The sequence below is a fragment of the Anaerolineales bacterium genome (assembly GCA_016928575.1).
Classification (GTDB): Bacteria; Chloroflexota; Anaerolineae; order Anaerolineales; family RBG-16-64-43; genus JAFGKK01.
In genome coordinates this window covers 1-14,701 of the sequence record JAFGKK010000074.1, presented here as the reverse complement: position 1 = coordinate 14,701, position 14,701 = coordinate 1, and the positions used below count along the sequence as shown (strand labels likewise).

Here is a 14,701-nt window from a genome sequence, read left to right as displayed (position 1 = left end):
GCCGAGCAGGCGGCGGTTGCCGCCAGAAGAATGCACACGATGCTGAGGATGCCCTTCTTATTCATTATCACTCCCAGTACCCTATCCGTCCGATTTTTTTTCTAACTCAATCCATCACCTCCCCCCTGCGTCTCGTCACTTATTGCGCGTGGTTCTACTCCCCCCATCCCCGAAGGGATGGGGGGAAGTGCGCTTGGGGGGAAGGAAGGCGGATGAAATATGTATGCTCCACGATTGTGCTGATCCTGCATTTTAGATCCATCACCACGACGACGCGAACTTGACCTTCACCGTCACCGTCTTCACCAAATCGAACGAGGCGATCCCGGCGAAGATGATCGGCCGGACGCTGATCCGCCCGGAACAGCGGGCGATGTAGACGCCGTTGTCTTGGGGGCCGGGAAAGTAGGTCATTTCGGTGAGTTGGCCGCCCTCGGAAATATTGTAGCCGAAGAAGCGGTAGCCTTCGGCCCGCGCCTCGGACCCCAACTCCAGCGCTCCCCGGTTCTTGAAGGCCGCCAGGTCCGGCGTGTTGGCGTAGGCCGAGCAGGCCGCCTCCAGCGCGTTCGAGAGCTCCGCCTTCTTCAGCCACACCCGGGTGACGTCGACCGTCGCCGCCAGCAGGGGCACGCCCACCAGGCCGATGAACGCCGCATAGAGCGCCATCGCCGCGCCGCGCGATCGCATCCTCATGGCAGATATCCCTCCCGGCGCCACACGGCGCGCGCCTCGCCCTCGAACGCCGCCGGGCAGCCTTCTCCGAAGAATTGGCACACCCCGGCCAGAATCGTCTCCGTCCTCCACGTGACCGTCACCGAAACCACGCCGCCCGGCCCCTCGCCGGTCACCTGCACGTCGGTTATAAACACACCCGCCGCGCCGGATTGCTTCAGCGAGGCCTCCGCCGCGGCCTTCGCGTACCGCTCCGGGTTGGAACCCGACACCGCCCCGATCCGCGCCCCGTAGTTGGCGGCGTTGCGGGCCGCCATCGCCGCGTACCCGGCCCGCGAGACGCTCACCCCGAAGACCAGGATCATCAGCACCGCCGGGATCGAGATCGCCGCCTCGGCCATCATGCCCGCCCGTTTGTCGGTAAGCATCCTAATCCTCCCACCATCCCATCCTACCTCCCCTCCCCCCTCCTCCCTTCCCGTATGACGGAGAGGGAGGAGGGGACAAAGGGGAGGCGAGAGGGGATGGCCTACCATCCCTCCCGCTTCCGCGTGACCGTCGTCACGCCGCCGAAATAGTCCGGGCAGTCGCCGCCGAAGTAGCGGCACAACCCGGAAAGGACCGACGGGTAGCTCCAGGCGACCATCACCTTGACTCCGCCGCCCGGTTCTTCGTCCACCTTGACGCTGAATGTGAAGGTCCCCCCGGCGCGGTAGCGGTTCAACGAATCGGCTACGGCCGCCGAAGCCCACTGCTCCGGGTATTGGCTCGCCTTCGCGCCGGCCTGGGCGCCTTCGTTGGCCGCAATCGAAGCGACCATCGCTGTGTAGCCTGCCATCATCGCGTTGATCACGAAGAACAGGACCAGAATCACCACCGGCAGGGCGACCGCCGCCTCGGCCATTTCCGCGCCGCGTTTGTCCCTCAGCATGTGTTTGCTCCTTCCTCACCGCCCACTCCTCGGTCTCCCCCCCTCTCCTGCGGTCATCGCAGGAGAGGGGGGAGGGGATGCGGGGAGGGGGGTGAGGAAAAAAAAGGCGCTTCGGCGCAAATGCAACGCGCCGAAACGCCCTCTATGGATTTCCGTCAAGCAAGATTGCTTATGTGAGTGAGTGAGTGAGTGAGTAAGACCTCATCCGGCCCCCTTGCTCAGCATTGTAGAATCTACCCCGATAGATGAATATCGTCAAACAACGCACGCCCTTCCCCATCCTCTCCCCCGCCCCGATCCCCTTCTCCCGGGATAAGCCGGAAGAAGGGGATCGGGGTGGGGATGAGGTCATCCTCCCCAATACTTCCGCAGCACCGCCGCCAGCCCCTCGCGCACGCGGCAGTTTCGGAAGGCAAACGATTGCATCACCTCGTCGATCCGCTCCTCGGAGAGGCCTCGGAAGCGCTTGGCGAAGGCCGGCTGCATCAGGCTCGCCAGATACCCCGCCTGAACCGCCTGCGCCAAAAAGCGGCGGTTGGAGACGTGGTCGATCTCTTTATCGCCGATTGCCTTCTCGGCGAAAGCCGACAGCCGCTCGACCGCCCGGTGGGCGGTGGTCCTTTCCGCGGCCGCGCTCAGCCAGCCGTCCGTCCCGAGCAGCCGTTTGGCGCGCAGGACCGGCCGCATCAGACGCAGATACCCGCTCTGTGGATCGAGCGCGACCATCCCCATCACCCCGATGTCCTTGTAAGTCCAAATCGTAGAGTGGACCCCGAACCGCTCGAACGCCGCGAGCTGATCCTCGAGCGCGCGCAGGCGGTGGGCGGCGTCGGCTTTCCCGCCGACGAAGGCCGCGCCGTATTCGCCGACCCACAGCGGGACGCGGTGGGTTTGCGCGTAGCGCACGCCTTCGTGCTTCCCGAGTTCCTCCGCCTGCGCCTTCCGGTCCATGCGCTTGCCGTCGAACCGGCCCGGATATTTTCCCGGGAGCAGAGCCGCGAAGCTGTAGTTGTGGCTGCTGTAGACAAGGTTGGGGGCGAAGGGGGGATCCAGTTGGTCGAACCGGGCCGAGAAGTAATCCCCTTCCAGGAAGATAATGTGGTCCGGATCGGCCGCGCGGACGGCCTCGACTGCCCGCCGGTAGAGGGAGTTCATCGCGTCCCAATCGGGGACGTAATTCTTGGTGAACCGGCCGGCCGGCGCGTTGGTGACCGGCTCGTTCATCAGGTTGTAGCCCGCCACGGCATCCGCCCCCTTCCAACGGCGCGCGATCTCCACCCACAACGCGATGAACCGTTCTTGAAAGTGAGGATGCCGCCAAAGCAGCGAGTGCCGGCTGGAGTTGTCGGAATGCCAATCGGTGTTTTGCCAGCCCTGGACGGAGTGCAAATCGAGGATGACGTACAGCCCGTGCCGGGCGCAGGCATCCACGGCACGCTTTACCCGTTCAAATCCCTTCTCCAGGTAGCGGAACGGTTCGGCGTCGGATTCGAAATGGCGGTAGTTGAGCGCCAGCCGGACGACGTTCGCCCCGCAGGATTTTATGAAGGCGGCATCCTCTTCGGCAAAGAAATAATCCAGCCAGCGGTCGAAGAGGAACTCCGCCCGCTCCAGGCCGAGGACCTGCGCCGCGGCCCGGCGCACGCCGCTCTCGTTCCCCGGATAGCCGTTGATGAAGTTTTCCATGTTCATCCAGCCGCCGACGCACACCCCCCGCAAGCGGACGGGTTTCCCCGCCCCATCCACAATCTCCGGACCGCGAACGCTCAGCATAGGCCTCCTTGTCCATTCCAGCCGACTCTCGGCGGAAGATCTCAGCTATTGCACCTCAAAGGCACAAAGGTCGCTAAGATTTTTTTAAACAAAACCTTAGTGCCCTTCGCGGCTTCGCGGTAAAACGGTTTTTCCGGATCGCTCACCCAATTACCACGTCGATATAGAGCGTATCCCCGAACGCAATCCCGAGCGGCGAGTGGGCCCGCCAGCGGGAGACCACCTCCCCCGGGGCGAGCGGGGCGGTCAGCAGAATCGAGACCACGGCTTCGCTTCCGGCCACGGCCGGATAGAGCGCGAACTCCCGCTTGGCGGAAAGCTCCGCGCCGCCGATCCAACGGAGGCGGTACTCCGGCCCCCAATCGCAATTTCCGCTGTTGCGGACCCTCCAGCTCTTTTCCAGCGGCGTCCCGGCCAGGACCGGGGTCCGGTCCGGATACGTCAGATCCGCCAGAAAAACGAGGTTGTCGGCACAGGACGGGAAAGCCGGCCGGGTCGTCTGGGGGGATCCGGCCTCCGGGGGGCCAGTTTCGGACGTCGCTGGTCCGGGAGTATTCGCGGTTTGTCGGCCCGCATCCGGAGAAGGAATCTGCAGGGCGGCGGAGACGGTCGGAGCGATTCCGTTGGCCGTGAGCGCGCCATCCGGATCCGGTTCCGCGGCGCCGGCCCGGCAGGCGCTCAGCAGAAGCGCTAGAATAAAGCCGAAAAGGGCGTGGTTGCGGAAAGGTCGGGAGAATGCGGCCGCTTTTGCCGGAGCAATGCTCATGGGTCGATTATACAGCCCGTTCCACCCTTTCCCGGGCGTCCGGCCGCCGAATCCCGGCTGAAGGTTGCGGAGCGGCGTCATAACGTATAAAATCCATCCAGGATGGCGCCTTTCCGCCGTCCGGGATGCCGGAAGCCCGCGGGCTCCGCGGAAGGCCGGTTTCGGCAAGGGATTCCGATGGGGAAAATACTCGAGGCGGTTAAAAAATTCTTCCGCGAAGACGAATGGCCGTACACCGAGATGGAAGGCAAACCCATCTTGCGCACCGGCTTTTCCGGCAAAAACGGGAAGTGGACCTGCTTCGCGCAGGCGCGGGAGAACCAACAGCAATTCATCTTCTACTCGGTCCTCCCCAATCCCGCCCCCGAGGACCGGCGCCCGGCGGCGATGGAATTCATCACCCGCGCCAACTACGGGCTGGTCATCGGCAATTTCGAGATGGACATCGCCGACGGAGACATCCGCTGCAAGACGAGCATCGACGTCGAAGGCGGCGAACTGAATCACATCCTGATCCGCCAGGTGGTGTATTCCAACGTGATGACGATGAACAAATATCTGCCCGGCCTGATGTCGGTGCTCTACGCCAACGTCACGCCCGAGCAGGCGATCCACACCATCGAAGGCAAAACGGCCTGAGCGGAATCCTCCCCCGCGAACCGCGAAACCCAAAGGGGCTGTCTAGAATGCGGAACTTTCTTATTATGGATGAGACCAGATACTTATTGAGTTGTCATTCCCGCGCTTGCCCCGCGGGAGTGCGCAGGTTCTGCACTTCGAACATGCGCGGTTGCGAAGCGGGGGTGTTTTTAGCGGGAATCCAGTGTCTTTCGCGGGTAAATAGGATAAAGTCTCTGGATGCCCGCTAAGAGCACCCCCGGTGAAATGCACACCGAGGGCAGGCGCGGGCATGACGATCTTCCACCTTTCCTGCCGATCTTTTTAGACAGCCTCCTCTTAACCCGATGAACATCCTCTGCGTCACAGCCCATCCGGACGACGAATCGGTTTTCGCCGGGGGAACGCTGGCCCTGCTCGCCGCCGCGGGGGCCGAGGTGGGAATCCTGTGCTGCACGCGCGGCGAGGGCGGCGAGGCGGGCGAGCCGCCGCTCGCAAGCCGCGCCGAACTGGGAAGCATGCGCGAAGCCGAACTGCGCTGCGCCGCCCGCGCCCTGGGCTGTGCCTCGGTCGGCTTCCTCCCCTTCCGCGATCCGGACATCGGCCCGCAGGACGAGCTCTTCGCCTTCGCCCCGACGCCCGAAGCGGTGGCGCCCCTGCTGGCCGAACGCTTCCGCCCGCTGCGGCCCGACGCGCTGATCACCCACGGCTCCGGCGGCGAGTACGGGCATCCAGCCCACATCCTCGTGCACCGGGCCGTCCTGCAGGCGGCGCGCGGCGAGGGGATTCCCGCCGTCTTCAGCTTCCATGCGGATTATGAAGGCCACCCGCGGCGGCGCGCGGCCAACCGCGACGATCCGGCGGATTTCATCGTGAACGTCGATTCCGTCTTCGACCGCAAGCTGGCCGCGATGGAATGCCACCGCACCCAGGGCGCGCTGTTCGTGCGCCGGGCTTCGGCCGAAGCCGGGCGGCCCGTCCCGCTGCGGGACGTGATCCTCCGGCGGGAATCGTTCCACCGGGCCTTCTCCGCCGCGGCGGGCGGGGCGGGGGGCCGTGATATATTTGCGCTCGTGGAAAGTTTCCTCGTCCCGGGCTGACCGGCCCGGCGGCGGACGGCTTCCAACTTCACCCCGAGGATTTCCGAAATGCAACTGGGCATCGCCTCCGGCATTTTTTGGCTGACGGCCTATCTGCTCTTGATCAGGCGCGGGCGCCGGGACCGGGCTTGCGGCATGCCGGCGGCGGCGCTGTGCCTCAACATTTCCTGGGAATTCATCTTTTCCTTCGTCCATCCGCACACCGGCATCCAGCGGATCATCAACATCGCCTGGTTCGCGTTCGATCTCGTCCTGCTCGTCCAATACCTGCGCTACGAGCCCGCCCGGCGTCCGGCGGGGATGCCGGCCGGACTGTTCCACGCGGCTTTCCTTTCCCTGCTGGCGGTCTCCTTTCTCACGGTCCTGCTGGTCACGCGCGAGTTCTCAAATTGGGTCGGGTACTACTCCGCCTTCGGGCAGAATCTGCTGATGTCGATCCTGTTCGTGAAACTGCTGTTCGACCGGCCGGATCTTGCCGGCCAGTCGCTGTACATCGGGCTGGCGAAGATGCTGGGCACGCTGTGCCCCTCGATCCTGGTATTCCAGCGTCTGCCGGAATCCGCCCTGACGGTCTTCTTCGCCTGGGCGATTCTGTTCTTCGACTTGGCCTATGTCGCGCTTTACATCCGCCGCAGCCGGAGGTTGGGGATCAATCCTCTGACGCGGTGGTGAGGGATTCCATCCGCGCCGGCGATCGCGGCCTTTCCCCTCCCGCCCCGCTCCCCGCCACGGCCGTCCGGAGCGGGGAAAGAGAAACAATGAACTGGACTTCCGTATCCAACACCTCGCTGATCGGAAAAATCCTGCGCCTGCCGCTGCGTCTGATTCCGCCGCAGACGGTGATGCCGGTTCTGCAGGGGCCGCTGCGCGGGAAGCGGTGGATCGTCGGATCCGGGAACCACGGCTATTGGCTGGGGAGCTACGAGATGGGCAAGAGCGCCCGCTTCGCGGATGCCGTTCCCGCGGGAGGAACGGTGTTCGATTTGGGCGCGAACGTCGGCTACTACACTCTGATCGCCTCCCTGCGGGCGGGAGAGCAGGGACGGGTGTTCGCCTTCGAACCCCTGCCGCGCAACCTGGAATTTCTCCGGCGCCACCTCGCCCTGAACCAAGCCGGGAATGTAACCGTGGTCGGGGCGGCGGTCTCCGACCGCGGCGGAACGGTCCGCTTCGCGGAAGACGCCAGCACCTCGCGGGGCCGGATCGGGCCGGAAGGCGGCTTCGAGGTGTGCGCGGTCGCCCTCGACGAATGGATTGAATCGGGGCGGCTGCCCGTTCCGGACCTGCTGAAGATCGACATCGAAGGCGCCGAATTCCTGGCTTTGCAGGGGATGGAAAAGACCCTGTCCCAGTCCCATCCGCCGATTTTCCTTTCCACCCATTCCGGCAAAATCCATAAAGCCTGCCTGGACTTCCTGGCGGCGCTCGGATACCGCGTGTTTCCGACCGACGGCCGGCCTCTCGAGAAGTCGCGGGAACTGTGGGCGGCGCATACCGGCTTCCGAAGCCAACCGGCGAAGCCCCTTTTCCGCCCTTCAAGCAACTAGGACTTCCGGGTCCAGCCCCGCCGCCCCCGGCCGGAGGCCCCCCCCTGTGGGGACCAATCAGCCGGTACAGTTAAGCTTGGAAAAAATGGAAAATTTCCATGGAAACGGCATCCGCCGGGGATGCGCCGTTTTTCATTCCATCCATTGCGGAGGAGCCCGCCGCCGGGCAAAGGACGATGGGACGGCAGGTAAATTCGATGGTTTCATAAGCCGATCTTTGTATATAATCATTTCAGGCGGGTAGACGAGCCGCGTCCCGCCCGCTCCGTGTCCGCGGAGCGATCCAAAACAGGGTGTTTATCGTCATCCCAAAGAGGAGGGTTTACCACAATGGCACCCCTGGACATCGCAAAATTTAACGCCTTGCTGCATTCCAAGGAAGAACATTCAGAATTGATCTCCGTGCTTCGGGAATTAACGTCCGTCGATGTGGATAATTTTTCCGCGCCCGTAGCCTTTTGGTACTTTTGGTGAGTTGTCCGTCCCGGATGCTCAACGAATAAAAGGCTGATCGTTGGGCAAAGCCATCCGAGCGTCTGGAAAGCGTAGCGCGGCCGGCTCGACGCGCTACGTTTTTTCATACCGGATCCCGGCGCCGGAATTCGCCCCGCGCCGGGGAAGGCGAAATCCCGGAGGACGCTATCCGCGGCGATGAACCATCCCGGCGGAATTGCAATTTTCCCGCTTCGATCATATAGTCAAGACGTTGCCCGGAGACCGCTATGGACATGGAAGAAGTAAAAGCCCAAGTGCTCGGCCTTCCTGAGGTGGCCGCCTGGCCGGAGATGGTGCGGATTTTCGAACAGCACGTCCCCAAACCGCACCAAGTTTGGGAATGGCCGTACCGAGCCTGCCGGGCGGTGGGCGGCGAAGACTCCCTGGCTTCCTCCAGCGCGGCCGCGATCCTGTGCATGATCCTCAGCATCCTTTTGGTGGACGACATGCTCGACCAGGACCCCCGCGGAATACACCTGCAGTTGGGGGATGCCGCGGCCGCCAACATCAGCTTCGCCTTCCAATCGGCTTCCTTCCGCATGCTGGCCGGCACGCCGGTGGACGCCGAACGGCGCGCGACGGTGATGCGGGCCTTCGCCGACATGGGGCTGACGATGGCCTTCGGCCAGGACCTCGACGTCCGCAACCTCAGCGGGGAGGAAAATTACTGGAAGGTGACCCACGCCAAGAGTTCGTCGTATTTCGGCACCGCGTTCTTCGCCGGCGCCGTGATGGGGAACGCCGATTCCGACACCGCCGCGCGGATCCGGAAACTCGGCGAGCTGATGGGCGACGTGGTCCAGATTCACGACGACATCAAAGACGCCCTGGACACCCCCGCCAATCCGGATTGGAAACAGATGCGCAACAATCTTCTGTTCCTCTTCGCCAGAACCGCCGATCATCCCGACCGCGAACGGTTCCTCGCCCTGCAGCCGCAGGTGGACGATCCGGAGGCGCTGAAAGAAGCCCAGCGGATCCTGGTCCGCAGCGGCGCGGTCAGCTACGGCATGTACCACATCTGTCACCGCTACCAAGCCTGCATGGGGATTTTGAACGAAACTCCCTTGAAGGATCCGGAGCCGTTGAAGGAAGTGGTCGTAAAATTCATCTACCCGCTGACGGAGATCCTCCATCGCACCGGCATTCCGATCCCGCCGGAATTGCAGACGGTTTGACATGCATAAGGGCTTCGCCCCCTGGGGCAGGAATATCAATGGGTTTTCCATTGCGATTTCCGCCTTCGTGTTGGCGGCCTGCCTGGCCATAACTATTTACGCCACGTTCCTTTCGCCCTATTCCGGCATCGTCCTGAACGGAGAGTGGATCGTTCAGTGGGTCGAGGATTGCGACCCGCAGGAGCCTTCCTGTGCGGCCAATCGAAACGCCATCCAGCCCGGCGATCAAATCCTCTCCATTCAAGGCCTGACGCGGGAGGAGTATCAGCGGAGTTCCTCTATTTTCCCCTTTCAGGGATCCCGGCCCGGGGATTCCGTTCCGATCTCGTTTGCGCGGGACGGGCGCGAAGGAACGGTGGAATGGGTGGTGCCGAGCCGGTCGGTCTTCGAGCTCAATGATATTTTTTCCCAGGCGGTCATTTACACCCCCTTCTGGCTGGCTGGTACGGCGATTTTGCTTCTGATGCAGCCGCGCGACCGGCGCTGGAGGCTGTTAATTCTGTTCAATTACGCCACGGCGCTGTACCTTGCGATCGGCACGAACCAGCCCCTGCTTCCCGTGCAGGCGCTCGATTCGCTCTCCTGGCTTCTGGTTCCGATCTACCTGCATCTGCATCTGATCATCCCCAGCGACCTGGTCAGCTTGAAGTTAAGGAAATCCGTCCCGCTCGGCTACTTGGCGGGCATCCTCCTTTCCGTCCTTGGCTTCTTCAACCTTCTGCCGGGGCGGTTCTACATCCTTGCGCTCTTTATTTCCATCACGGGCAGCTTGGGACTGCTGTCTTACCGACTGTTCACCGAGACCAAACCGTCGGAACGCCTCGCCCTGCGGATGATGTTGATCGGCATATCGATGGCGCTGGGGCCGGGAATGATCCTGATGATCCTTCCCGCCGCCATCGCCCGCGTGCCCTCGTCGGCGGTTCTGCTGTTCGTCTGGCTGGCCATTCCGTTGCTGCCGTTCTTCTACATGTACGCCATCTACCGGCGCCGCCTGGGCGGGTTCGAGTTCCGCGCCAACCGGGCGCTCAACCTATACATCTTCAGCCTGTTGTACGCGCTCGCCATCGTCGTGGTTTTTTCGGTGGCCAGCCGGTCGCTCTACCTGCAGGATCAATCGCTGTACGCCAGCCTGGTGGTGACGCTGATCTTCGTGATCCTTGCCCCGCCGCTGCGGGCCCGCTTCCAGCGCTGGTTTGATTCCGCCGTCTACGGAGTCCACCACGATCCGCAGGAGATCGTCCGCGAATTCGCGCTGCAACTGCCCGCCGCCTTCGAGCCCGCGCTGCTCGTCCGGCTGCTCAGCCGCGAGGTGGCGCCGAGCCTGATGATCCGCGAATCGGCTTTGTACCAAAAAACGGAGGGCGGTTTTACCCTGTTTTATAAGGAAGGGATCGAAATCCCGGAAACGCCGGCCGAATCCTCCGAACTGGAGCGGTGGATCAGAAGATCCGAGCAGTACCGCCCTCCCGAAAGCGGCCTGGAAAGCCGGTTCGCATGGGTCCGGCTGTCCATCGCCCTGCGCTCCGGCGGAAAAACCATCGGGGTCTGGCTGTTTGGGCGGCGCGATCCGGACGATTTCTACCCCCAGAAGGACATCCTCCTGCTCCGCACCCTGGGCAGCCAGGTGGCCCCGATGCTCGAAAACCTCCGCCTGTACGAGGAAACCCAGCGCCGGCTGGAGCGTCTGCAGACTCTGCGCGACATCGACATCACCATCAGCTCCAGCCTGGATCTGCACTTCACCCTCGAGATCCTGCTCGATCAGGTCTCGCGTCGCTCGAACGTCGACGCGGTGGACGTGCTGCTGCTCAACGCGAAAACCACCATGCTGGAATTCGTCGCCGGCAAGGGCTTCCACTCCGACGCCCTGCACCACACCCACTTGCGCCTGGGCGAAGGCTACGCCGGACAGGCGGCGCACGAACGCCGGCTGGTCTTCATCGAAAACCTGGACGCCGAAGTGGGCAGTTTGGCCCGCTCGCCCAAGTTCCCGATCGAGCGGTTTAAATCCTACTGCGCCGCGCCGCTGATCGTCAAAGGCCAGGTCAAGGGCGTGCTGGAAGTCTTCTTCCGCACCTCCCTGGCGCCGGATCCGGACTGGTTCGATTTCCTGGAATCCCTGACCGTCCAAGCCGCCATCGCCATCGACAACGCCTCCCTGTTCGACGAGCTGCAGCATTCGAACGCCGAATTGAACCTCGCCTACGACACGACGATCGAGGGCTGGTCGCGCGCGCTCGACCTGCGCGACGAGGGCACCGAAGGACACACCGAACGCGTCACCGAGATGACCGAACGGCTGGCGCGCGCCATGGGCGTGGACGAAAGCCAGATGGTCCACATCCGCCGCGGGGCGCTGCTGCACGACATGGGTAAGATGGGAATCCCTGACAGCATCCTGCTCAAACGCGATGCGCTGACCCGCGAGGAGTGGGACATCATGCGCCGGCATCCGCTGTACGCCTTTGAGATGCTCGCGCCGGTCATTTATTTGCGCAACTCGCTGGATATCCCCTATTGCCACCACGAAAAGTGGGACGGCACCGGGTATCCGCGGGGCCTCAAAGGCGAGCAAATTCCCCTGGCGGCGCGGATCTTCGCCATCGTGGATGTGTGGGACGCCACCACCTCCGACCGCCCCTACCGCCAGGCCTGGACCAAGGAGCAAGCCCGCGAGTTCCTCCGGACACAATCCGGCAAACATTTCGATCCGCAGATCGTGCCGGTGTTTTTATCGATTGTGGATTAACGGCCGTACGCCACTCTCCACCCAATCTTCCGTCTTGGGGACCGCCGAAAAAGGGAATGGTCGTCATTCCCGGACGCACCAAGCGGGCATCCAGCCGCGGAAAACCCGGATTGCCGAAAAAATACGCATGGATGACTGATAAACGACCGCAAAGCATCCTCGTACGGAAAAGCCGCCCCCTCGCTTTTTCGACGGCCTCGATTAATCCCATTCCAGTTAATGGACGGGGGAACCCGCAGGGAAAGGGAAAACCGGTCGGCGAGACAGTCGGCCCTCATGTTCGAGGAAAAAATCAACTCCGCGCCAATTCCCGCACCCGTTTCCAGATCCGGTCGAACATGGGCCGGGTCAACCTTCCCGTCTGCGTGTTCTGCCGGCTGGGATGGTAGGAGCCCACCAGCCACAACGGCGAATCCTCTTTCCGCAACCCGGGGACGGATGCGACCGCGCCATGGGCGAAGGCGGGCTTGGGGCCGCAGCCTCCCCGACCGCTTCCCGACGGTTCCGCAAGCACGTCCGACAATGTGTCGTACGCCACCCGTCCCAAGGCGACCAGGACGTGCAGGCGCTCCAAGAGACGGATTTCCTCGAGCAGGAACGGCAGACAGTTGCGGATCTCCTCCCGCGCAGGCTTGTTGTCCGGAGGAGCGCAACGGCACAGCGCGGTGAGGAACAGGCCGCGGAGAGTCAAGCCGTCGCCGCGAGCGACGGCCTTCGGACGGTCCGCAAAACCGGCGCGGAAAAGCGCCGGATAAAGGAAATCCCCCGAGGCATCGCCGGTGAACATCCGGCCGGTGCGGTTTGAGCCGTGGGCGCCGGGAGCCAGGCCGACAGCCAGGACCGCCGCCCGGGAATCGCCGAAACCGGGAACCGGCTTCGCCCAATAGTCTTCCTCGCGGTAGGCGCGGCGTTTTTCGCGGCCGATGCGCTCGCGCCACTCCACCAGCCGCGGACAGCGGCGGCAGGCGATAATCCGCTCTTCCAGATCGCTCAGGGTTTGCGCCAAAAACCACCTCCTGTAGGTTCTCGGTAGGTTTTTTGGATGTTTTCCCACTTCCCGGAGGATACACTAGGAGACGGCGGAAGTACACTTCCCCCCGGCCTTCCGGCCGAAGCGGCCGGTATCCGGCGCAGAAATTTTTTCCATTTGCGCCGGTCGTCGGTCCCGGTTACCATAGACGTGCCCGCGCGGCATCGCGTTCGAGCCCCCGCCGGGCCAAGGAGGAATGCCGTGAGAACACTTCGTTTCCAGGCCGTTCGCTGGATTCCAGCCGCCGCATTGTTTCTGTTCGCCCTGCTGGCCGGCTGCGGGGGAAGCTTACAACCGTGCGACTCCGACATCACGGTGACCAAAACCGCCGACACCAACGACGGCGCCTGCACCGCCGCGGATTGCTCCCTGCGCGAGGCGGTGATCCGGGCCAACGCCTGCGCCGGCACCCAGACCATCCGGGTTGCGGCCGGAACCTACACCCTCACCCGGGTCGGTTCCGGAGAGGAGCTGGCCGACACCGGCGACCTCGACCTCGCCGGCAGCGTGACGATCCTCGGCGACGGCCATCCTGTCATCGACGGCAACGGGGCCGACCGGGTCTTCGACGTTCTGCCCGGCGTCGCCGCCAGCCTGAGCGGCTTGGTGATCCAGAACGGCCATGAATACAACGGGTCCGGCATCCGGGTCACAGATGCGACCCTGAACGTCAACGAAAGCGCCATCCAGAACAACATCAGCACCTGGGCGGCCGACCACGAGGTCGACGGGGGCGGCATTTACGCCTCCGGCGGCAGCGTGCTCGGGATCTACCTCTCGGAAATCCGCGGCAACCACGCCTTCGTCGGGGGAGGAATCGCCACCGAAGAGGCGGCCGGGGTGGCGCCGACGATCACCCTCTCCCACACCATCCTCGCCGAAAACGAGGCCTACGGCCCGGGCGGGGGGATGTGGCTCGGCCCCGGCACCCGATCGACGCTGATCCGCACCGAGGTTGAGGAGAACACCGCCGGGAACGAAGGGGGCGGCATTCACAACAACGGCGACATGGAGCTCACCAGCTCCACCGTTGAAAACAATTCCAGCATCAACGCCGGCGGCGGAATCCTCAACGGGTTCGTCACCCTGATCGCGCGGGACGTTATGATCAGCAACAACCAAGGCCGAAGCGGGGGCGGAATCTACAACCTCGGGATGGCTCACTTCTACCAGAGTTCGATCGTGTACAACACGGCCTACGAAGACGAAGGCGGCGGAGCCTTCAACGCCAGCGGAGCCGGATTGCTCCTCGACAACACCACCGTCGGCGCCAACAACGGCGGCTCCGCGGGCGGCGGCATCTTCAACGACGACGGCGGGAGCCTCCGCCTGATGTTCGTGACGGTCGCCGGCAACGCCAACGGGGGAATCCACAACAGCGGTGCCGGCGAAAAGACCGTCCGCAACACGATCCTGGCCGCCAACGCGGGCGGCAACTGCACCGGAGTGCCGATCGATTCGATCGGCCACAACATCGACGACGGCGCCACGTGCGCACTGATCGAAGCGACCGACCTTTCCAACACCGACCCGATGCTGGATCCAATGCCGCCGGTGGGCACTTGGTCGCCCGCCTACAATCTCCAGGCCGGCAGTCCGGCGATCGATTCGGCCGATCCCGACCGCTGCGACGGCATCGACCAGCACGGCGTGATCCGCCCGCAGGGCGCGAACTGCGACCGCGGCGCGATCGAACGGGCGGCGTCCGGAAGCGGTGCGATCAGCGGCAAGGTCTGGCACGACCTGTGCGCGGTCCCCGAACACGGCTACCCGCCCACCCCGCCTCCCGGCTGCGCCGACCCGGACGGCGACGGCTTGTTCATCGACGGCAACGGCATC

The 14,701-nt window shown here is 63.7% G+C and carries 13 protein-coding genes; 7 read left to right on the top strand and 6 right to left on the bottom strand.

The window, feature by feature from the left end; translation table 11 throughout:
• Positions 1-261 precede the first annotated feature (261 nt).
• The 5 genes from JW929_10085 to JW929_10065 all read right to left on the bottom strand — a co-directional run bounded on the left by JW929_10085 (position 262) and on the right by JW929_10065 (position 4,223).
• Positions 262-693, bottom strand: coding sequence for a hypothetical protein (locus JW929_10085; GenBank protein MBN1439747.1), 432 nt, complete (start codon positions 691-693; stop codon positions 262-264).
• Positions 690-1,100, bottom strand: coding sequence for a pilus assembly protein (locus JW929_10080; GenBank protein MBN1439746.1), 411 nt, complete (start codon positions 1,098-1,100; stop codon positions 690-692). Before JW929_10080 ends, JW929_10085 begins: the two co-directional genes overlap by 4 nt.
• Before the next feature lie 101 nt (positions 1,101-1,201).
• A complete protein-coding gene (locus tag JW929_10075; protein MBN1439745.1) occupies positions 1,202-1,603 on the bottom strand; it encodes a hypothetical protein in 402 nt (133 codons plus the stop codon).
• Between the two features lie 348 nt (positions 1,604-1,951).
• Complete coding sequence (locus JW929_10070) at positions 1,952-3,376, bottom strand: glycoside hydrolase family 5 protein (protein ID MBN1439744.1); 1,425 nt, start codon at positions 3,374-3,376, stop codon at positions 1,952-1,954.
• 142 nt (positions 3,377-3,518) lie between these two features.
• Positions 3,519-4,223, bottom strand: coding sequence for a hypothetical protein (locus tag JW929_10065; GenBank protein MBN1439743.1), 705 nt, complete (start codon positions 4,221-4,223; stop codon positions 3,519-3,521).
• 96 nt (positions 4,224-4,319) lie between these two features.
• Between JW929_10065 and JW929_10060 the strand changes: the two genes are divergently transcribed.
• From JW929_10060 to JW929_10035, 6 genes are all read left to right on the top strand, one after another.
• Positions 4,320-4,781 carry a YbjN domain-containing protein gene (locus tag JW929_10060; GenBank protein MBN1439742.1) on the top strand — a complete coding sequence of 154 codons (462 nt, stop codon included), beginning with the start codon at positions 4,320-4,322 and terminating at the stop codon, positions 4,779-4,781.
• A 326-nt stretch (positions 4,782-5,107) separates the two neighbouring features.
• Positions 5,108-5,860, top strand: coding sequence for a PIG-L family deacetylase (locus tag JW929_10055; protein ID MBN1439741.1), 753 nt, complete (start codon positions 5,108-5,110; stop codon positions 5,858-5,860).
• Between the two features lie 48 nt (positions 5,861-5,908).
• Positions 5,909-6,532, top strand: coding sequence for a hypothetical protein (locus JW929_10050; protein MBN1439740.1), 624 nt, complete (start codon positions 5,909-5,911; stop codon positions 6,530-6,532).
• A gap of 86 nt (positions 6,533-6,618) precedes the next feature.
• A complete protein-coding gene (locus JW929_10045) occupies positions 6,619-7,407 on the top strand; it encodes an FkbM family methyltransferase (GenBank protein ID MBN1439739.1) in 789 nt (262 codons plus the stop codon).
• 722 nt (positions 7,408-8,129) lie between these two features.
• Positions 8,130-9,080 carry a polyprenyl synthetase family protein gene (locus JW929_10040; GenBank protein ID MBN1439738.1) on the top strand — a complete coding sequence of 317 codons (951 nt, stop codon included), beginning with the start codon at positions 8,130-8,132 and terminating at the stop codon, positions 9,078-9,080.
• A gap of 1 nt (position 9,081) precedes the next feature.
• Positions 9,082-11,832 (top strand): GAF domain-containing protein, encoded by a 2,751-nt coding sequence (locus JW929_10035; protein MBN1439737.1) that lies wholly within the window; start codon positions 9,082-9,084, stop codon positions 11,830-11,832.
• Between the two features lie 292 nt (positions 11,833-12,124).
• On the opposite strand, the gene JW929_10030 is transcribed toward JW929_10035, so the two are convergent.
• On the bottom strand, positions 12,125-12,838 hold the full coding sequence (locus JW929_10030) for a uracil-DNA glycosylase (GenBank protein MBN1439736.1): 714 nt from the start codon (positions 12,836-12,838) through the stop codon (positions 12,125-12,127).
• 225 nt (positions 12,839-13,063) lie between these two features.
• Between JW929_10030 and JW929_10025 the strand changes: the two genes are divergently transcribed.
• The coding region (locus JW929_10025; GenBank protein ID MBN1439735.1) for a CSLREA domain-containing protein at positions 13,064-14,701 on the top strand (1,638 nt) is incomplete at its 3' end.